This is a genomic window from Superficieibacter sp. BNK-5, from assembly GCF_047456055.1.
Lineage (GTDB): Bacteria > Pseudomonadota > Gammaproteobacteria > Enterobacterales > Enterobacteriaceae > Superficieibacter.
Genome location: NZ_CP179893.1, coordinates 2,843,907 through 2,863,850, shown reverse-complemented (window position 1 = coordinate 2,863,850; position 19,944 = coordinate 2,843,907). Strand labels below are relative to the sequence as shown.

17 protein-coding genes are annotated in these 19,944 nt (G+C 54.9%); 9 read left to right on the top strand and 8 right to left on the bottom strand.

The window, feature by feature from the left end; translation table 11 throughout:
* Nucleotides 1–2 precede the first annotated feature (2 nt).
* Genes ypdF through ptsP form a run of 3 tightly spaced genes read left to right on the top strand, consistent with a single transcriptional unit; the run spans nt 3 to nt 4,646 of the window.
* Entirely contained in the window at nt 3–1,097 is a 1,095-nt protein-coding gene (gene ypdF / locus ACMGGS_RS13725; RefSeq protein WP_414163117.1) for an aminopeptidase, read from the top strand.
* On the top strand, nt 1,088–2,128 hold the full coding sequence (gene ypdE, locus ACMGGS_RS13720) for an aminopeptidase (RefSeq protein ID WP_414163116.1): 1,041 nt from the start codon (nt 1,088–1,090) through the stop codon (nt 2,126–2,128). Before ypdF ends, ypdE begins: the two co-directional genes overlap by 10 nt.
* 22 nt (nt 2,129–2,150) lie before the next feature.
* Nucleotides 2,151–4,646, top strand: coding sequence for a phosphoenolpyruvate--protein phosphotransferase (gene ptsP, locus ACMGGS_RS13715; RefSeq protein WP_414163115.1), 2,496 nt, complete (start codon nt 2,151–2,153; stop codon nt 4,644–4,646).
* 3 nt (nt 4,647–4,649) lie between these two features.
* On the opposite strand, the gene ACMGGS_RS13710 is transcribed toward ptsP, so the two are convergent.
* The gene (locus tag ACMGGS_RS13710; protein WP_414163114.1) at nt 4,650–5,504 is read right to left on the bottom strand and encodes a helix-turn-helix transcriptional regulator; all 855 of its coding nucleotides are present in this window, start codon (nt 5,502–5,504) and stop codon (nt 4,650–4,652) included.
* A 94-nt stretch (nt 5,505–5,598) separates the two neighbouring features.
* Nucleotides 5,599–6,429: an alpha/beta fold hydrolase gene (locus tag ACMGGS_RS13705; protein ID WP_414163113.1), complete on the bottom strand. Its 831-nt coding sequence runs from the start codon at nt 6,427–6,429 to the stop codon at nt 5,599–5,601.
* Between the two features lie 247 nt (nt 6,430–6,676).
* Here ACMGGS_RS13705 and rnk point away from each other — a divergent pair, with 247 nt between their 5' ends.
* Both rnk and uspG read left to right on the top strand, forming a co-directional pair.
* Entirely contained in the window at nt 6,677–7,087 is a 411-nt protein-coding gene (gene rnk / locus ACMGGS_RS13700; protein ID WP_176919694.1) for a nucleoside diphosphate kinase regulator, read from the top strand.
* A 193-nt stretch (nt 7,088–7,280) separates the two neighbouring features.
* Nucleotides 7,281–7,709 (top strand): universal stress protein UspG, encoded by a 429-nt coding sequence (uspG, locus tag ACMGGS_RS13695; RefSeq protein ID WP_176919695.1) that lies wholly within the window; start codon nt 7,281–7,283, stop codon nt 7,707–7,709.
* Between the two features lie 259 nt (nt 7,710–7,968).
* Here uspG and ahpF read toward each other — a convergent pair whose 3' ends face one another.
* The gene (gene ahpF, locus ACMGGS_RS13690; protein WP_414163112.1) at nt 7,969–9,534 is read right to left on the bottom strand and encodes an alkyl hydroperoxide reductase subunit F; all 1,566 of its coding nucleotides are present in this window, start codon (nt 9,532–9,534) and stop codon (nt 7,969–7,971) included.
* Between the two features lie 242 nt (nt 9,535–9,776).
* Nucleotides 9,777–10,340 (bottom strand): alkyl hydroperoxide reductase subunit C, encoded by a 564-nt coding sequence (ahpC, locus tag ACMGGS_RS13685; protein ID WP_176919697.1) that lies wholly within the window; start codon nt 10,338–10,340, stop codon nt 9,777–9,779.
* A gap of 669 nt (nt 10,341–11,009) precedes the next feature.
* On the opposite strand from ahpC, the gene citR reads away from it, so the two are divergent.
* The 3 genes from citR (at nt 11,010) to ACMGGS_RS13670 (ending at nt 13,899) form a co-directional block, all read left to right on the top strand.
* Nucleotides 11,010–11,909: a DNA-binding transcriptional repressor CitR gene (gene citR / locus ACMGGS_RS13680; RefSeq protein WP_414163111.1), complete on the top strand. Its 900-nt coding sequence runs from the start codon at nt 11,010–11,012 to the stop codon at nt 11,907–11,909.
* Nucleotides 11,910–12,064: 155 nt separating this feature from the next.
* Entirely contained in the window at nt 12,065–13,288 is a 1,224-nt protein-coding gene (locus ACMGGS_RS13675; RefSeq protein WP_414163110.1) for a phosphoadenosine phosphosulfate reductase, read from the top strand.
* Entirely contained in the window at nt 13,273–13,899 is a 627-nt protein-coding gene (locus tag ACMGGS_RS13670; RefSeq protein ID WP_414163109.1) for an IbrB-like domain-containing protein, read from the top strand. The genes ACMGGS_RS13675 and ACMGGS_RS13670 overlap by 16 nt, the downstream gene beginning before the upstream one ends.
* Here the strand turns inward: ACMGGS_RS13670 and ACMGGS_RS13665 are convergent, their stop codons facing one another.
* Nucleotides 13,900–15,060: a pyridoxal phosphate-dependent aminotransferase gene (locus tag ACMGGS_RS13665; RefSeq protein WP_414163108.1), complete on the bottom strand. Its 1,161-nt coding sequence runs from the start codon at nt 15,058–15,060 to the stop codon at nt 13,900–13,902.
* Between the two features lie 109 nt (nt 15,061–15,169).
* On the bottom strand, nt 15,170–16,195 hold the full coding sequence (mtnA, locus tag ACMGGS_RS13660; RefSeq protein WP_414163107.1) for an S-methyl-5-thioribose-1-phosphate isomerase: 1,026 nt from the start codon (nt 16,193–16,195) through the stop codon (nt 15,170–15,172).
* Between the two features lie 105 nt (nt 16,196–16,300).
* Here mtnA and mtnK point away from each other — a divergent pair, with 105 nt between their 5' ends.
* Complete coding sequence (gene mtnK / locus ACMGGS_RS13655; RefSeq protein ID WP_414163106.1) at nt 16,301–17,500, top strand: S-methyl-5-thioribose kinase; 1,200 nt, start codon at nt 16,301–16,303, stop codon at nt 17,498–17,500.
* 40 nt (nt 17,501–17,540) lie between these two features.
* Here the strand turns inward: mtnK and ACMGGS_RS13650 are convergent, their stop codons facing one another.
* Entirely contained in the window at nt 17,541–18,785 is a 1,245-nt protein-coding gene (locus tag ACMGGS_RS13650) for an LVIVD repeat-containing protein (protein ID WP_414163105.1), read from the bottom strand.
* Nucleotides 18,786–18,861: 76 nt separating this feature from the next.
* A complete protein-coding gene (locus ACMGGS_RS13645) occupies nt 18,862–19,926 on the bottom strand; it encodes a sugar ABC transporter substrate-binding protein (RefSeq protein ID WP_414163104.1) in 1,065 nt (354 codons plus the stop codon).
* Nucleotides 19,927–19,944: the final 18 nt, after the last annotated feature.

Here is a 19,944-nt window from a genome sequence, read left to right as displayed (position 1 = left end):
CCATGACGCTGCTTGCTACGCTTCGCGACTGGCTCGATCAACAGCAACTGGATGCGGTACTGATTTCCTCAAGGCAAAACAAGCAGCCGCATTTTGGTTTTGCCACCGGCTCAGGCTATGTGCTGGTCACCCGGCACACGGCGCATATTGTGGTGGATTTTCGCTACTACGCCCAGGTCGCAGAACAGACCAGCGGCTACCAGCTTCATCTGCTGGAAAGCCAGAAGCCGATGCCGGCGATCGTCAACCCGATCATCGCCAGCGAAAATCTCCGGCGGATTGGCTTTGAGGGTGAACAGGTGAGCTGGCAAACCGGCAGCGACTGGCAAACGCAGCTCAACACCACGCTGGTGGCCGTGTCGCTGGATGCGCTGCGGCAAATCAAAACGCCGCAGGAGATCGCGACTATCCGCGAAGCCTGCCGCATTGCGGATAGCAGCGCGGCGCATATCCGCCGCTTTATCCAGCCGGGAATGCGCGAGCGCGAAGTGGCAGCGGAACTGGAATGGTTTATGAAACAACAGGGAGCGGAAAAACCCTCCTTTGATACCATCGTTGCCAGCGGCCCGCGCGGCGCGCTGCCGCACGGTAAAGCCTCTGAGAAGGTGATCGTGGCGGGTGAGCTGGTGACGCTGGATTTTGGTGCCCAATACCAGGGGTATTGTTCTGACATGACGCGGACGTTTCTGGTGACAGGGCGCGACCCTGCCCCGGAAAAAATGCCGCTGTGGTCTGTCTATCACACCGTGCTCACCGCGCAACTGGCGGCCATCGCGGCCATCCGTCCCGGCGTTCGCTGTTGTGACGTTGATGCCGCCGCCCGCAACGTCATTACGGAGGCTGGCTATGGCGCGAATTTTGGCCATAACACCGGTCATGCCATCGGCATTGACGTCCACGAAAACCCGCGCTTCTCCCCCACCGACACGACGATTTTACAGCCCGGCATGCTGCTGACGGTTGAACCGGGAATTTATCTTGAAGGCCAGGGCGGCGTGCGTATTGAAGATGTTGTACTGGTCACGGCTGACGGGGCAGAGGTGCTTTATACCCTGCCCAAAACGCTGCTGGCGACAGGAGAAGGATCATGGATGTAGCATTACTCAAAGCCTTAAGCGAGGCGGATGCCATTGCCGCCGCCGAGCAGGAAGTCCGGCAGATTATCCTCAATGAAGCCGATAACTTCGGCAAGCCCGTGCTGTTTGACGGCCTCGGCTCGGTGCTTATTCGGCTTAATGAAAGCAGCGGCCCGAAAATCATGGTCTGCGCGCATATGGATGAAGTGGGCTTTATCGTGCGCAGTATTACCAGTGCGGGCGGGATTGACGTCCTGCCCATCGGCAACGTCCGGATGGCGGCGCGCGAGCTTCAGACGGTACGTATTACCACCCGCAAAGGCGACAAAATCAGCGGCCTGCTGGAGGGTGAACGTCAGGGTAACGAGGTGGGTAAACTGCGCGTCGATATTGGCGCACGCAGCGCGAAAGAGGTCGAAGAGGCCGGCATTGCCCCCGGCGATCGTGTGACCTTTGCCACCACCTTTGCTGAGCTACCGCGCAATCAGCTGATGGGCAAAGCGTTTGATGACCGGCTCGGTTGCTATCTGCTGATCTCACTGCTGCGCGAACTGCACCAGACGCCACTCGACGCGGAGATTTGGCTGGTCGCCAGCTCCAGCGAGGAAGTGGGTCTGCGCGGCGGACACACCGCCACGCGCAAAGTTAACCCGGATCTGGCGATTGTCCTCGACACCGCCTGCTGGGCAAAAAACTTCGACTACGGCCACGATAACCACCGCCAGACCGGGGCGGGTCCGATGCTGGTGATCCACGACAAGTCGATGATGGCCCCGCCGAAACTGACCGCCTGGGTGGAAGATATCGCGGCCCGCGCCAATATTCCGCTTCAGATCGACATGTTCAGCAACGGCGGCACCGATGGCGGTGCGGTTCATCTCAGCGGTACCGGTGTCCCGACCGTAGTCATTGGCCCGCCAACACGCCATGGCCACTGCGCAGCCTCCATCGCCGACGCGAATGATATTGCCCTTACCCACCAGCTTCTGGTGGCGATGTTAACCCACACTAACGCCGAAACCGTAGCTCATCTGACGGATTTCAGATGCTGATTCTGCGTTTACAGGAGCCGTTATGTTAACCATTCCGTTTCTCTGCCCGCTACCCAACGGGCTGCATGCCCGCCCCGCCTGGGAGCTGAAAGAGCAGTGCAGCCAGTGGCACAGCGATATCCGTTTTATTAATCACCGCCTCAACAGCCAGGCGGATGCCAAAAGCTCGCTGGCGCTGATCGGCACCGGCACGCTGTTTAACGACAGTTGTAGCCTTGAAATTAGCGGTAGCGACGAAGAACAGGCGCGGCGTGCGCTGGAAAATTACCTTGAACACCGTTTTATCGACAGCGACAGCGAACAACCGATCAATTCGGTCCCGGTGAACCAGCCGCTGCCCCGCTCGCTTTCACGCTTAAACCCGGATCTGCTCGCCGGCACCGTGCTGGCCGCCGGTATCGGCAGCGGCATATTGACGTTGTGGCACAGCGACAGCCTTGAGGGCTATCGCACTATCGCCGCCAGCCCGGAAGATAATACCCGTCTTGAACACAGCCTCGCCGCGCTCGCCGAGCAGTTTAACCAGCAGCTTCAGGTGCTGGGCGGGGAGAGTAAAACCATCGTCAGCGCCCATTTGTCCTTAATTCAGGATGATGAGTTTGCCAGCAACATCCGCCGTCTGATGCGGGAAAGTAAGCTGGGGCTGGCGGCGGCGATCATCGTCAACATGGAGCAGATCAGCGAAAAACTCTCCGCCTCCAGCAGTGAATATTTACGCGAGCGGGTCAGCGACATCCGCGACATTAGCGAGCAGCTTCTGCATATTACCTGGCCGGATCTACGCAAAAACGTCACCCGCACCCTCACCCGGCCGACGCTGCTGATCGCCGAAGATCTCACGCCGAGCCAGTTTCTGAGTCTCGATCTTAGCCAGCTGAAAGGGATGATTCTGGAGAAAACCGGGCGCACCTCGCACACCTTAATTCTCGCGCGCGCCTCCTCAGTGCCGGTGCTGAGCGGTATTAGCGTGGCCCAGCTGGCGCCGCTGGTAAACCGCGAGACCGTGCTCGACGGTCAGTGCGGCGTGCTGGTGATGTCACCGAACGAGGCGATCAAAGGCTATTACGCTATCGCCCATCAGCTTGCGGATAAACAGGCTCATCAGCAGGCGCAGGCCGCCGCCTTACCGGCACTGTCGCGGGATGGTAAAAGTCTGGAGGTCGCCGCCAATATCGGCAGCGCGCTGGAAGCGCCGGGGGCGTTTTCTCTGGGGGCGGAAGGCATCGGCCTGTTCCGCAGCGAAATGCTGTATATGGACCGGGATCGTGCGCCGGATGAACAGGAGCAGTTTGAAGCCTATCAGCAGGTGTTACTGGCCGCGGAAGGCAAGCCAGTCATTTTCCGCACCATGGATATCGGCGGTGACAAGCCGCTGCCCTATCTGAATATTCCGCAGGAAGAAAACCCCTTTCTCGGCTATCGCGCGGTGCGTATCTACCCGGAATTTGCTGACCTGTTTCGCACTCAGCTACGGGCGATTTTGCGCGCCGGGGCGTTTGGCAATGCGCTGTTGATGATCCCGATGGTACACAGTCTGGATCAGATCCTGTGGGTGAAACAGGAGCTGGAGCGGGTGCGCACCCAGCTTCAGTCACAGGGGTTGCGCTTTGCCGCCACGTTGCCGCTGGGGATCATGGTTGAGGTGCCGTCGGTCTGCTATATCATCGACCATTTCTGCGATGAGGTGGATTTCTTCAGCATCGGCTCCAACGATATGACCCAGTATCTCTACGCCGTGGATCGCAATAATCCGCGCGTCTCGCCGCTGTACAATCCCATTACGCCCTCTTTCCTGCGCATGCTGCGCCAGATTATCAGCGTGGCTCATCGCCACGGTAAATGGGTCGGTATCTGCGGTGAACTGGGTGGCGAATCGCGCTATCTGCCGCTGCTGCTCGGCATGGAGCTGGACGAACTCAGCATGAGCGGTCCGCGTATTCCGGCGATCAAAAGCCTGCTGCGCCAGCTTGATAGCCAGACCTGCCGCGAGCTGGTTGATAAAGCCTGTGAATGTCGCAGCGCGGACGAAATAGAAGCGCTGCTTGCGGATTTCGCTCCGCAAGAAGATGCCCGCCCATTGCTGGCGCTGGAAAATATCTGCTTCGTGGATAACCTTACCCGTAAAGAGCAGGTGATCCAGTACCTGTGCGGCAATCTGGCGGTCAATGGACGTACCGATCGGCCAGTGGAGCTGGAGGAAGACATCTGGCAGCGCGAAGAGATTGTGACGACCGGCGTCGGCTTTGGCGTGGCGATACCGCACACCAAATCGCCGTGGATCCGCCACTCCAGTATCAGCATCGCCCGCCTCCCGGCCCCGATAGACTGGGAATCGGAAATGGGCGAGGTCGAACTGGTGATTATGCTAACGCTGGGCGAACACGAGGCGATCAACCACGTCAAAGTGTTTTCTCAACTGGCGCGTAAGCTGGTGAACAAAGGTTTTCGCGAAGCGCTGTTCTCCGCCGGCGACGCGCAGGCAATCCTCGATCTGCTCAACGCTGAACTGACCTTCTGACCGTTACTGGAAACGCGCCTGATACTCCCCCGGCGTCAGCCCAAACTGACGCCGGAATAGTCGGCAAAAATAGTCGCTATCCGGGTAGCCACAGCGGCGTGCCACGTCCCCTACCGCAAACTGGTACTTCTGCAACATAATGCGTGCCTTCGCCATCCGCACCCAGCGCACATAATCAACAAAGCTCATCGTCCCCTGCTCGCTGAACAGCCGGGAAAGATGATTCGGCGTGATATTAAAAAATTTCGCCACGCTTGTCCGCGTCAGCGGCTCGGCATAGTTATCCTGCAACCAGTTACAAATGCTCTGATAAAGAAATGCCGGACGCGACTGCGTTCTGTCAGGCTCGGCGTTAGCCACTTTGCGGCACAAATGGAGCAGGCTTAGCGTTAGCGGCTGGATAATATCCTGATCCTGCGGGGAGCGGCTCAGCAGCGTGAGCGCCGTAAGGATAGCCTCGCCCTCCCCCCGCTGGCGCTGCGGCAATTCAATTTTGCGCAGTGGCACCGGCGTGACGCCGCCGCGGTTATCGTAAAACGCCAGCCCCAGCCAGGCGGTAGCGAACACCAGACTCAGCACCATGACTGGCTTATCAAACCGCGGCGCATTGGCAGCGCGCGGCGGGATAAATAGCATCTCTCCCTGGCCGATATGCTGCTGCCCGGATTCCAGCCGGTTGCCATACTCGCCGCGCAGCACCACTTCCAGACGCGGAAAGTCGATACAGAGTTCGCCCGCGTTCACCATTTTTTGTGCGCTGGCGAACCAGACGCGGCCCAACCGCTGCGGGTTAAGCACCAGCCCGCTGAGTAAATCGGCAAAAAATTGTTGATCGGCAGGGAGTGACAGCACGGGCATGAAGAGTATTCCGGTAATAGCAGATGCGCTATTTTATCCTGAAAACAAAATGTTTTTTGGCCTGGCGACAAACCTGTGACGCCAGGCCCATTTTCTACGACTGAATAAAAGTCAGCAGATCGACATTGATATCCTGCTTGTGGGTGGTACAAATGCCATGCGAGCCGCCTTTATACACCTTCAGTTGCGCATTGGGCAGCAGCTCCGCCGCTGCTTTGCCGCAGGTTTCAAACGGTACAATCTGATCGTCATCGCCGTGGATCACCAGCGTCGGGAGGGTCATCTTTTGCAGATCCTGACGAAAGTCGGTTTCTGAAAATGCCGCGACGCAGTCATAAAGCGCCTTGATCGACCCCTGCAATCCCTGGCGGACAAAACTCCTGCGCACCTCTTTCGACTCTTTGGTGCCGAAGCGATTGTAGCCATAGAACGCTTTTGTCAGCTCATAAAAGAATGCGGCACGATCGTCGATCACGCCTTCACGGATGCCGTCAAACACCTTTTTATCGACGCCGTCCGGGTTAAAATCAGTTTTGATCATAATCGGCGTCACGGCGCCAATCAGCACTGCTTTCGCCACGCGGTCGGTGCCATGACGGCCAATATAGCGCGCTACCTCGCCGCCGCCGGTCGAATGCCCGACATGCACCGCGTCCTGCAAATTGAGATGCGCGGTAAGCTCGGCCAGATCGTCGGCGTATTGATCCATATTGTGCCCTTCCCAGGGCTGCGCGGAACGACCGTGGCCGCGCCGGTCGTGGGCGATAACCCGAAACCCTTTTGAAGCCAGATAAAGCATTTGATCTTCAAAGGCGTCGGCCGTTAACGGCCAGCCGTGGCTGAACACCACCGGCTGTCCGTTGCCCCAGTCTTTAAAATAGAGATAGCTGCCGTCTTTCAGAGTAAGTTTATCGAAACCGCTCATAAGATCTCCTGTTACGCCCGGGCGTTGCCATATGCAACGATGCTTAAAAGCATAATCCAGAATGATGAAAAGTGATGGCTGTCGCAAAAAACACCGGCGTATTACGCGCTAACTTCTGTGCGCCAGGTCACTTCAAAGTCAGGCCAACTCTCAGTATGATGGGCATAGCTAACCCTCACCTCTGACGGTGGGGGTTTTCTTTTGGATTTTGCAGCGCATAGCTGCCCACAATAACACGGAGTAAAAAATGTCCAGACCTGCGATTATCATCAATGAGTTTGATGCCGAGCGTATTGACCGTCTGCTGGAGAAACCTGCTTATGCCGCGCTGCCGGTTGCCGACGCGCTGAATGCAGAGCTGGATCGCGCGCAGATGTGTTCTCCCGAGTCGCTGCCAGGTAACGTAGTGAGCATGAACAGCACCGTTCGGTTCCGCGACCTTACCAGCGGTGAGGAGCGCGTGCGCACCCTGGTTTTCCCGGCGCAGATGACCGACAGCGGCACTCAGCTTTCCGTACTGGCCCCGGTGGGCGCGGCATTGTTGGGCCTTGAAGTGGGCAGTTCAATTCACTGGGAACTCCCCGGCGGCGCGTCTGCCCATCTTGAAGTGCTTGAGCTGCTCTATCAGCCCGAAGCCGCCGGTGACTATCAGCGTTAACGTTCTGCCTTAAGCGCCAGCCGCTTTTCAGAGGATGTTTTTGCATCCTCTTTCCGCTCTTCTCATCTCGCCATATCCGGATACAAAACTTTACAGCGCTTGCGTTAACAGGCGGCAATTTTGCGAGCCCGCAGACATCTCTTCCTGACAAAATATGCTTTGATATCAGCAGCAATCACAAGGAGGAGCAGATATGTATAACACTATCATTATGCCGGTTGATGTTTTTGAAATGGAGCTAAGCGATAAGGCCGTGCGCCATGCAGAATTTCTGGCGCAGCAGAAAGGGATCATCCATCTGCTACACGTCCTTCCGGGGTCCGCCAGTATGACGATGCAGCGTTTTGCCGCCGATCTCCGTCGTTTTGAAGAGCATTTACAACAGGAAGCGGAAACCCGCCTGAAAACTATGGTTGCGCATTTCAGCATTGACCCGTCGCGCATTCAGGTACATGTGCGGATGGGTAGCGTGCGCGACGCGGTGAACGAGCTGGCAGAAGAGCTGAATGCCGATGTGGTGGTGATTGGATCGCGCAACCCGTCTATCGCCACGCATTTGTTAGGCTCGAACGCCTCAAACGTGATCCGCCACGCGCATATTCCGGTGCTGGTGGTGCGTTAACGTTAAGCGCTGGTTGACATCTGCCCGGTGGCGCTGCGCTTACCGGGCCTACGATACAAGGCCCAACGAAGTCATTATTCTTAGGTCGGTAGGCCGGGTAAGGCGAAGCCGCCACCCGGCATTACAACCGCATCATGGCTGCTTTTGGCTTGCCTGCCCGGTGGCAGCGCGCCGCCACTTTCGCCCACAACGGACCGCAAAAAAAAGGGCCACCCGAAGGTGGCCCGCTCACATTGCAGGTATTATCTTACTTTTTTGATTATGCGGTTTTGGTGCGAATCAAATAATCGAACGAGCTAAGAGACGCTTTCGCCCCTTCGCCGGTGGCGATGATGATCTGTTTGTACGGTACGGTAGTGCAGTCGCCCGCGGCGAAAACGCCTTTGACGCTGGTTTCACACTTCGCATCGATAATAATTTCGCCCATCCGGTTGCGCTCAATCGCGCCTTCCAGCCAGGTGGTGTTTGGCAACAGGCCGATCTGCACGAAAATGCCCGCCAGTTCAACGTGATGTACATCGCCGCTAACGCGGTCGCGATACTCCAGCCCGGTCAGTTTAGCGCCGTCGCCTTTCACTTCGGTGGTCTGCGCGTTAAGGATGATATCGACATTCTTCAGGCTACGGACTTTATCCTGTAACACCTGGTCGGCCTTCATCTCTGGTGCAAATTCCAGCAGCGTCACATGCTCGACGATACCCGCAAGATCGATTGCCGCTTCCACGCCGGAGTTGCCGCCGCCAATCACCGCGACACGCTTGCCTTTAAATAACGGGCCGTCGCAGTGCGGGCAGTAGGTTACGCCTTTGGTGCGGTACTGATCTTCACCCGGCACGTTCATGTTGCGCCATTTCGCGCCGGTGGCGATGATCACGCTGCGCGCTTTCAGCACCGCGCCGGAAGCGGTTTCAATCTGATGGTATCCACCTTCTTGCGCCGCAGGAACCAACCGTGATGCGCTCTGGGAATCAATCACATCTACCGCATAGTCGTTAACGTGCGCCTTCAGCGCGCCCGCCAGCTTCTGACCTTCAGTCTTAGGCACAGAGATGTAGTTTTCGATATCAACCGTATCCAGCACCTGCCCGCCAAAACGCTCGCCCATCAGACCGGTACGAATACCTTTACGTGCCGAGTAGACCGCCGCCGCTGCGCCCGCCGGGCCGGAACCGACAATCAGAACATCATAAGCGTCACGTTGATTCAGTTCTTCCGCCGCGCGTTTTTCCGCACCGCTGTCTACTTTGGCCACGATTTCCGCCAGCGTCATACGACCCTGACCGAACTCTTTACCGTTGACGAACACCGCCGGAACGCCCATCACGTTACGATCGGTGATTTCGTTCTGGAAGGTGCCGCCGTCAATCGCCGTATGCTTAACGCGCGGGTTCAGCACCGCCATCAGGTTCAGCGCCTGCACGACATCCGGGCAGTTATGGCAAGAGAGTGAATAGTAAGTTTCAAATTCAAAGTCGCCGTCCAGATCGCGGATCTGCTCCAGCAGCGCCTGCGTTTCTTTCGACGGATGTCCGCCGGTCCACAGCAGCGCCAGCACCAGCGAGGTAAACTCATGCCCCAGCGGCGATCCTGCAAAGCGCGGGCCGTGCGTGGAGCCTGGGTTAGTGATCAAAAATGAAGGTTTACGCACCGCCAGCGAGTTATCTTCTTTATAAGAGACTTTTTCTGACAGCGTAGAAATTTCAGCCAGCAATTCCTTGATTTCTGCCGATTTGGCGCTGTCATCCAGCGTGGCAATCAGCTCAACAGGTTTAGTCAGCTTCTCAAGATAGGCTTTGAGCTGGGTTTTCATATTGGTGTCGAGCATGGGTATCTCCTGGGCTTAAAACATCATCATGCAAGCTGCCTTATTTGCGGTGCCTGAATGCATCTTGAATCATGGTGTTAGAAAAGAAACGGGCACTATGCACCCGTTCCAGAGCGAATTCACAAGTATTTCGTGTTACAGGAAGGCGGCAAGCTTATGAATCCCCGGGAGCTTACATAAGTAAGTGACCGGGGTGATTAAGCGCAGCCAACGCACCTGTAGCGCGAAAGACGCAGTGAATTTTAGATTTTGCCGACCAGGTCGAGGGACGGAGCCAGCGTCGCTTCGCCTTCTTTCCACTTAGCCGGGCACACTTCGCCTGGGTGGGAAGCCACGTACTGAGCCGCTTTGATTTTACGCAGCAGGTCAGACGCGTCACGGCCGATACCTTCAGCAGTCACTTCAACTGCCTGGATGATGCCCTGCGGGTCAACGATGAAGGTACCACGGTCAGCCAGACCTTCATCTTCACGCAGCACTTCAAAGTTACGTGCCAGTGCAGCAGTCGGGTCGCCGATCATCGCATATTTGATTTTAGCGATGGTTTCAGAGCTGCTGTGCCATGCTTTGTGGGTGAAGTGGGTATCGGTGGAAACAGAGTAAACGTCCACGCCCAGTTTCTGCAGTTCGTCGTGATGATCCGCTACGTCGCCCAGTTCAGTCGGGCAGACGAAGGTGAAGTCAGCCGGATAGAAGAAGAATACGCTCCAGCGGCCTTCGGTATCTTTTTCGGTAACTTCGATGAATTCACCGTTTTTGAATGCCTGGTTTTTAAAAGGTTTGATTTTAGTGTTGATCAAGGACATCTATACTTCCTCCGTGTTTTCGTTGAGATGTAAGGTAACGAAATTTTGATGATTCGGCTAATGCGTTTCCATTATCAAATCAATAAGCGTTAGCTAACAACTATCACATGACGATGCTGTGAACCCCGGACATTGAATGCAATTGCGCAGCATGGCGTCATTGACAATGTTACTTAAAAGTTAACAATCTCAATGCAGCCAGGATCGATGAACTGGCAGATGCTGGTCTGAGATCCAGAGTCCGGGATTACATCACCCTACAATTGAAAGGGCAATCAAGTTTTAACAGGCTCTGCCTATGGCTCTGATAGTCAGTGCCATTTAATCACAGGATCTATCAATAGACGCCATGTTTATCTGTCGTCTCTCTACCGTTGAAACGCAACCGATACTTATTTTCATTAATTATACGAATAATTAATTTAGCGCCATCAGGGTTAGATTTTCCCAGGACATCAAAACTAAATTCATCGCAGAAATGTAAACAATCGTTGTTATGCATGTCTCTTCCGCAAATCGTCTGGTTAACTATTGGTTTTTATGATATCTTTATTCTAAGTCAAAGCGTCAGCAGATTTAAAAACATATGTTTTGTAAATAAATAAAATAAAACCATTGTTATAATTTATATGACACACTCGGTCAAACTGTAATTCATAAGGCTGGTCCATGGCTAATCTCTACGATCTTAAAAAGTTCGATCTCAACCTGCTGGTTATTTTTGAATGCATCTATCAGCATTTGAGTATCAGTAAAGCCGCGGCCACCCTTTATATTACCCCATCAGCCGTCAGCCAGTCCTTACAGCGGCTACGCGTTCAACTTGATGACCCGCTGTTCATCCGCTCCGGAAAAGGCATCACGCCAACAACGGTAGGAATTAACCTGCATTTGCACCTTGAACAAAATCTCAACCAAATTGAACAAACAATCAACATCACCCATAGCTCCTCGCTGCGTAAGAATTTTGTTATCTATTGCCCGCAGTTGCTGTTAGCGTCCGGATTGATCCCGCCACTGCGCCTTTTCCTGCAAAGCAGCCAGTTTGAAATCGAACATCACGATATGCTGATGTCTTCGGAATCCGCAGAAGATTTGCTGGCTTACCGTAAAGCCGATCTTATTTTTTCGATCTCCCCTACCACCAATCGTTCAATCTGCTGTTCAGTTTATAAGCAACACCCGGTCGTCGCCGTATGCCGGAAAGGGCATCCTCGCCTTGGCAATAGCTGTACTCTCAAAGAGTTACTACGTGAAGATTTCACGTTTCTTGATAATAATGAAATCGGTTTACGTCAGTTTCAGTCTGAAGTGGAAACGCATTTACCGGGGCGGAAAATTGCGTTTCGCAGCGATTCAGTCATTAGTATTCTGAATATAATCGGTGCCACCGATCTGGTGGGGTTAATGACAGAGGGAACGTATGAAACATTTAAACAATCGCTGGGTCTGAAGAAAATAGCCCTCCCGGTGAGCTTCTCTCCCTTTAATATCTATTTGATGTACAACCGCGCCTCACTCAACAATGCCACTTTTGCGGACTTTATTAATAAAATACAGCCCCAGTAGCATCATCAAAAAAAATATTATTCACACCGCATATATAAATAAAATATTTTACTAACGTAAAAAGATGCGTAATAATCTTCTTGCTATATAACGCAGATTATTTATAAGCTCTGCTAATCTAATTCAACCTTTCTAACCTTCAAAGCGGTAGAAAAATGTCTCTGCATAAATTTCCTCTGGTCCAGAATGTTCTGGAAGCCAGCCGGGAACGTATCCGGTGGACGCTGGAAAATTTCCCTCGTGTATGCGTCTCTTTTTCAGGCGGTAAAGATTCAACTTTAATGCTTCACCTTACCGCCCAGCTTGCTCGTGAATCAGGGAAAAAAATCAGCGTCCTGTTTATTGACTGGGAAGCCCAATTTTCTTGCACTATCGCGCATTGTGAACGCCTGCATGACTACTACAGCGATGTCATTGACACGTTTTATTGGGTTGCTCTACCGCTGACCACACAAAATTCGCTTTCGCAATTCACACCTGAATGGCAATGCTGGGAGCCGGGGGTTGAATGGGTCAGGCAACCGCCGGAGTATGCGATCACCACCCACAGTTTTTTCCCGTTTTATAAACAAGGTATGACGTTCGAGGTTTTCGTTCAGGAATTTGCCGAATGGTTCTCGCAAAAGCGCCCCGCCGCCGTCATGGTTGGCATTCGCGCTGACGAATCTTATAATCGTTTTCTGTCGATTGCGTCCCGGCGTAAGCATCGCTTTTCGGATGATAAACCCTGGACCACGCTCGCGCCCGGCGCACATGCGTGGTATATCTATCCGATATACGACTGGAAAACAGCCGATATCTGGACGTGGTTTGCCAAAAGCCATCAGCCCTATAACCCGCTCTACAATCTTATGTTTCAGGCGGGCGTACCGCCGCGCTATATGCGTATTTGTGAGCCTTTTGGCCCGGAGCAGCGCCAGGGGCTATGGTTGTATCATGTGCTGGAGCCGGAGCGTTGGGGCCTGATGTGCGAACGGGTGAGTGGTGTTCATAGCGGTGGTGTTTATGCCGGGCAGGACAGCAAATTTTACGGCCATCGCCAACTGATAAAACCCGATAATCATACATGGAAGAGCTATGCGCTCTTTTTACTCGATAGTATGCCGCAGAAAACGGCCGAGCATTATCGTAACAAGATTGCCGTTTATTTACACTGGTATCAAAAAAAGGGAATGATGGATATTCCTGATACCCAGCCTGGAGATATTGGTTCAAAAGATATCCCATCCTGGCGACGTATATGTAAGGTTTTACTCAATAACGATTACTGGTGCCGGATGCTGTCTTTTAGCCCGAATAAACCAGGGCATTACCAGCGCTACAATGAACGGATAAAAAATAAACGCAAGGAGTGGAACATATTATGCAACAGCGAATAATGTTAGTACTGGCAGCCTATCTTGATAAGTTGCCAGAGGCTGAGCGTATTGAGGCAATCAATAATTTCCGACGGGTGTTACACGAATTTAGCCCTTTTAATGATAACCCTGTCGATTGTGTATTATGGGTAAAACATGAGAGGCTCGCGCCTAATAACTACAATCCTAATAATGTAGCGCCGCCCGAAAACCGGCTTCTTTACCGTTCACTGGAAGCCGATGGTTTTACCCAGCCCGTCGTCGTCGCTGAAAACAAGTGGGGCAGGTATGAAATTGTCGATGGTTTTCATCGTCAGCAGTTGGCGCAACATAAAAGTTCGCTGGCACGAAAACTGAAAGGCTACGTGCCCGTGGCAGCCCTGAAGGAGGGACCTGACCGACGTTCTTCACAGATGGCCTCCACCATTCGCCATAATCGCGCCCGTGGCCGCCATCAAATCAACGCCATGTCTGAGATTGTCCGCGAACTGGTACAGCTGGGCTGGGAGGACGTAAAAATAGGCAAGGAGCTGGGAATGGATGCCGACGAAGTCCTGCGCTTAAAGCAGGTTAACGGCCTGCTGGAACTGTTCAGCGGCCGTCAGTACTCCGAAGGCTGGACCGTTAAATAACTACAGTTTGCACAGCCGTTCGGCAGCGGCCAGCAGCGTCGATTCCTGTTTTGCAAAGCACAGGCGAATCAGCTTATGCGGAAAAGGATCAGCGCAAAATACCGATAGCGGGATCGCCGCAACGCCCGCATTTTTCGTCAGCCACTTGCAGAAGCTCACATCATCCAGATCGGAAATCGCGCTGTAATCAGCGAGCAGGAAATAGGTACCTTCGCAGGGCAAGATCTCCAGTCGGCTGGCGCTCAACGCGCTGATAAACAGATCCCGCCGCTGGCGATAAAACGCTGGCAAATCGCGATAATGCTGCGGCTCGGCACGCAGCATATCCGCCAGGGCCAGTTGCGCCGGGGTGTTAACGGCAAAGGTTAAATACTGATGTACTTTGCGCAGTTCCGCGCTGATTGCCGCCGGGGCCACGCAATATCCAATCTTCCAGCCGGTCATATGGTAGGTTTTACCGAATGACGACACGGCAATCGCACGCTCACGCAGTTGCGGATGCGCCAGTACGCTGGCATGGCCTTCTTCAGCAAAACATATGTGCTCGTAGACTTCATCGCTCAACACGTAAATTTCGCGATCCTCAATCGCCTGCCACAGCGCGTTAAAATCTGCTTTACGCCAGACGGTCGCGGAAGGATTATGGGGCGTGTTAAGGATTACTAACCGGGTACGATCGCTGAGCAACGCGGCAAATGCCTGCCAGTCGACGCGAAAATGCGGCGGCTGAAGCGCCACGCGTTTCAGTACGCCACCGGACAGTTCAACGGCGGGAGCATAGCTGTCGTAGCTGGGATCAAAGCAAATCACTTCATCACCTTCGCGTACCAGCGCGGTGATCGCCGCGTACAGCGCCTCGGTCGCCCCTGCAGTGACGGTGATATCGCTGTTCACATCCGGACGATGTCCGTAAAGCTCAGCGGTTTTATCGGCAATCGCTTCTCGCAGCGCCTGCGCGCCGGTCATTGGGGCATACTGGTTAGCGCCCTGTGAAACATGGTATGCCAGACGCTCCTGCAAATAACGCGGACCATCAAAATCAGGGAAACCCTGCGACAGGTTGATGGCCTGATGCTGCTGCGCCAGAGCGCTCATTTGCGAAAAAATGGTGGTGCCGAGAGTGGGCAATTTACTTTGGGGGATCAAAGGGCGGCTACTCATTGTTTCTATCCATTGACTTGAGACGGTTAAAATCACTATAACACGCTCAATGCATTTGGCAATCAAGACGCTTAGACGTCCAAATTGCCTTATAATAACTCAACTGACGCTAGTGGCCTGGCGCGAAGATGCCCTCTGCCACCGCCTGTGGCGAGACAACGCCCGTATCCAGCACCCAGCCGCTAACCAGCGCGGCTGGCGTAACATCAAAAGCCGGGTTGTAAACCTGCGCATCGTGCGGTGCCCACTGCACGGCACCAAAACTGCCTGCCACGCCAGTCACTTCGCTGGCCGCCCGCTGCTCAATGGGAATGGCGTCGCCGTGCGGACAGTGCCGGTCCAGCGTGGTGTGCGGCGCAGCTACATAAAAGGGGATGCCGTGAAACGTCGCCAGCACCGCCAGTGAATAAGTGCCAATTTTATTTGCCACGTCGCCATTCGCGGCGATGCGATCTGCCCCGACCCACACCGCATCTACCTGGCCGTTCGCCATCAGACTGGCGGCCATCGAATCGGTAATCAGCTGATAAGGAATACCCAGTTCGCCCAGCTCCCACGCCGTCAGTCGCCCGCCCTGAAGCAGCGGACGCGTCTCATCCACCCAGACATTGGCGATGTTTCCCTGTTGGTGCGCGCGGGCGATAACACCCAGCGCGGTCCCCACGCCCGCCGTTGCCAGCCCGCCGGTGTTGCAGTGGGTCAGTATCCGGCTGCCTGGTGTCACCAGCGCACTTCCGGCGTCGGCAATACGTTCGCAGAGCTGTTTGTCCTCAGCAACCAGACGTTCCGCTTCGGCGATCAGCGCCGGCACAAAATCGGCCTGCGCCAGCGCCCGTTTCATCCGGTCAAGGTTGTTCATCAGGTTAACCGCCGTCGGGCGGGATGCGCGTAGCCTCGCCAGCGCCAGCGCCAGTTCCTCTCGCCCCGCCCCGCGCTCTGCCAGCAACGCTAACAGCAGGCTGGCAGACAGCCCGATCAGCGGCGCACCGCGCACGCGAAGGGCGTGAATATGCTCCACCAGCGCGTCGACATTGTCGGCAGGCAGCCAGATTTTCTTCTGCGGCAGCGCCTGCTGGTCGAGGATAAAAAGCTGATCCTGGCTCACCCGCAGGCTGGTCGTCTGTAGTGTCTGCATCTCGTTAAATCCCTGTTGCGTTGATGTATCACATTGTGTCAGGATGAATCCCAGATGTATAGACGTCTGAATGGCTTTAATCAAAAAGAATGAAGGAGTAAGGCAATGTCGCAATATCAAACGTTCAGCGCCGAAGACGCCGTAGCGTATGCGCAGGAATTTGGCGGGCTGGAAAACCCGTCAGCGCTGGTCGGGGCGCAGGAAGTGGGCGACGGCAACCTTAATCTGGTCTTTAAGATTTTTGATGCGCAGGGCGTGAGCCGCATTATTGTTAAGCAGGCGCTGCCCTACGTGCGCTGCGTGGGCGAGTCCTGGCCGCTAACTCTTGACCGCGCAAGGCTGGAGGCGCAGACGCTGCGTGAGCATTATCAGCACTGTCCGCAGCACACGGTAAATATTGTGCATTTCGATCCCGCGCTTGCGGTGATGGTGATGGAAGATCTCTCCGACCATCGCATCTGGCGTGGCGAATTGATTAAAGGGATAAATTACCCCCAGGCTCCCCGTCAACTGGGCGAATACCTGGCGCAAACGCTGTTTCATACCAGTGATTTCTGGTTGCATCCGCACCATAAAAAAGCGCAGGTAGCGAATTTCGTTAATCCTGAAATGTGCGAGATCACCGAGGATTTATTCTTTAACGACCCTTATCAGGTTCACGAGCGAAATAATTATCCGCCAGAGCTTGAGCAGGACGTGGCCGCGCTGCGCGACGATGCAGCGCTTAAGCTCGGGGTCGCCTCCCTGAAGCACCGTTTTTTCTCCCACGCCGAGGCGCTGCTGCATGGTGATATCCATAGCGGCTCCATTTTTGTCGCCGAAGGCAGCCTGAAAGCGATAGATGCCGAGTTCGGTTTCTTCGGCCCCATCGGTTTTGACGTCGGCACCGCCATCGGCAACCTGCTGCTCAACTTCTGTGGCGCGCCGGGGCAACTGGGTATTCGTGATGCCGCCGCCGCCCGTGAGCAACGGCTGGCGGATATCCGCGAGGTATGGACGACCTTTGCCGAACGGTTTCAGGCGCTGGCGGTGGAGAAAACGCGTGACGACGCGCTGGCCTATCCCGGCTATGTCTCGCAGTTCCTGCAAAAAATCTGGCATGATGCGGTGGGGTTCTGTGGCACGGAGTTGATTCGTCGTAGCGTGGGGCTTTCCCACGTGGCGGACATTGACACTATCCGCGATGAGGAAATGCGTCACGCCTGTCTGCGCCACGCTATTACCCTCGGTAAAGCACTCATTGTCATTGCCGATCGAATTGAGAACGTTGAAGCGTTGATTGCGCGAGTAAGACAATACAGCTGAGTCCTCACCCCGTCTCCCTCAGGGGAAGGGTGAGGGTTGTTTACCCCCGGTACTCAATCACCGACAGCCCGCCGTTATAATCGGTGCTGTAAATAATCCCCTGTGCATCCACGAACACATCACAGGACTGGATCACCCGCGGTCTGCCAGGCCGCGTATCCATCATCTTCGCTGGCGCAGCAGGCACCAGCGCCCCCGTTTCCACCGGGCGATACGGGTCCGAAATATCATATGCGCGCACGCCCGCATTCTGATACGTGGCAAAAATGAGCGTCGAACTGATAAAACTGCCGGGGCGATTTTCGTGCAGATTATGCGGACCAAAATGCGCGCCCTTCGCCACATAATCCGCTTCTTTCGGCTGCGGGAAGGTGGAGATACTCACCGGATTCGACGGTTCACGAATATCAAACAGCCAGATCAGCTTTTCGCCGTCTTCCTGATTATCCAGCACCGCTTCGTCCAGCACCACCAACAGATCCCGGTCCGGTAGCGGCAAGGCGGTATGGGTACCGCCGCCAAACGGCGGACTCCAGTTGCGGTGGCTGATGAGCTTCGGCTGCGTGCGATCTTTCACATCCAGCAGCGTCAGACCGCCGTCGCGCCAGCTTCCATAGGCGGTATCTCCGGCAATAATCGCATGATGCAGGGCGTAGCGTTTTCCTTCGGGCCACGTCGGTTTCTCGCCTGCCGCCGGATTCATGCCCGGTAACCACCAGCGCCCGGCCACTTCCGGTTTCCGCGGATCGGCCAGGTCGATGGTGAGGAAAATATAATCGGTAAAACCGTCGATCAGCGCCGACACATAGGCCCAGCGCCCGCCAACGTACCAGATACGATGAATGCCGATCCCGTTGAGCGACAGGAAGCCGATCTCGCGAGGTTTATCGGGCACTGAAATATCAAACACGCGCAGCCCGGCGCTCCAGCCTTTGTCCTGCACATCGCTGACCGTCTCGCCCACCTGGCGGGTGTAGTAGACTTTCTCATCGGCAAAGCGGGCATCGGCGAACAGATCGCGGGCGTTAATCACCAGCAGCAGATCGTCATGCGCCTGAAGATGCACATTCCAGGTGCCCGGCGGCGCGGGAACGTAGCCAACCGCTTTGGGATTTTTCACATCGCGCACATCGACAATCGAAAACCCCTGCGACACCATATGGCCAATATAGGCATAACCACGGTGTACCATCAGTTGCACACCGTCGGGACGCCCGCCCTGATCGCTATGGCCGATCAGCCGCATATTGCGGCTGTAATCGGGGGTGGGTAAATCATTCGCCATATTCCCTCCTTCGCCTTATCCGGCCTGTAAATTTATCCGACCAACCAATCCGCGCTTTACCCCTGCGCGGTAAGCGTTATTTATTCTTCGCTTCCAGCGTGGCAAACCACGGCGCAATAAAGTCCTGAGTCTGACCCCAGCCCGGAATGATTTTACCCAGGCCCGCCACGTTTACCGCCCCCGGCTGGCTGGCCAGCAGCGCCTGCGGAATTGTCGCCGCTTTAAAATCATAAGTGGCAGGCGTCTGCTCACCGGCAATCTTATTGGCGATCAAGCGCACATTCGTCGCGCCAATGAGTTTCGGATCGACCGCCACGCTGACTTTCCACGGACTGCCCGCTTCGCGCATCAGTTGAAGGTCCTGATTGGAGATATCAATGCTGTAGAGTTTGATTTCGGTGCGTCCGTTCTCTTTCAGCGCTTTATACGCCCCCTGACTGAAGGCATCCCAGGTGCCCCAGATGGCGTCGATTTGTCCTTTCGGATACTTCGCCAGCACCGCGCCAACTTTATTCGCCGTGTCGCCCTGCACGTCGGATGAGACCGCGCCGATAGACTCCAGCTCCTTAATCCCCGGATTCTGTTTTAACAGTTGCTTATAGGCTGCCTGGCGACGCTCCATCGGCGGGAAGCCCGCGACCCACAGCTTGATAATATTGGCTTTGCCGTTGAAGTCCTTAACCAGTTGACCAAATGACAGATTCGTCAGCGAGGCATCATCCTGCTGGGTGACCGTCACGCCCGGAATGTCGCCGTTCACCGCGGTATCAAAGACGGAGACTTTAATCCCGGCCTCCACCGCTTTTTTGACCAGCGCGGTAGCGTAAGGATCGCGCCCCTGCGAGAGAATAATGCCGTCATACTTCTGGCTAATCGCCTGATTTACAAAGTCCTGGAATTTGGCATCGTCGCCGTTGCTGAGAAAGGTGCTGACCTTAAAGCCCAGCTTTTTACCTTCAAGGATCGCCCCGGAAACAAACTGAGTGGTATTGTCATCCGATCCCAGATTGCGGATCACCGCAATACGGATCGGCCCCTGATGCTCAGCGATGGCCGCAGGAACCGGCGCAGGTGTGGCGGCATACCCCGGAATTGCGCTGACTAAACTAAGCGCCAGCAGTGAAAGCGTCATTTTTTTCATTTCTCTGTTTCCCCTGAA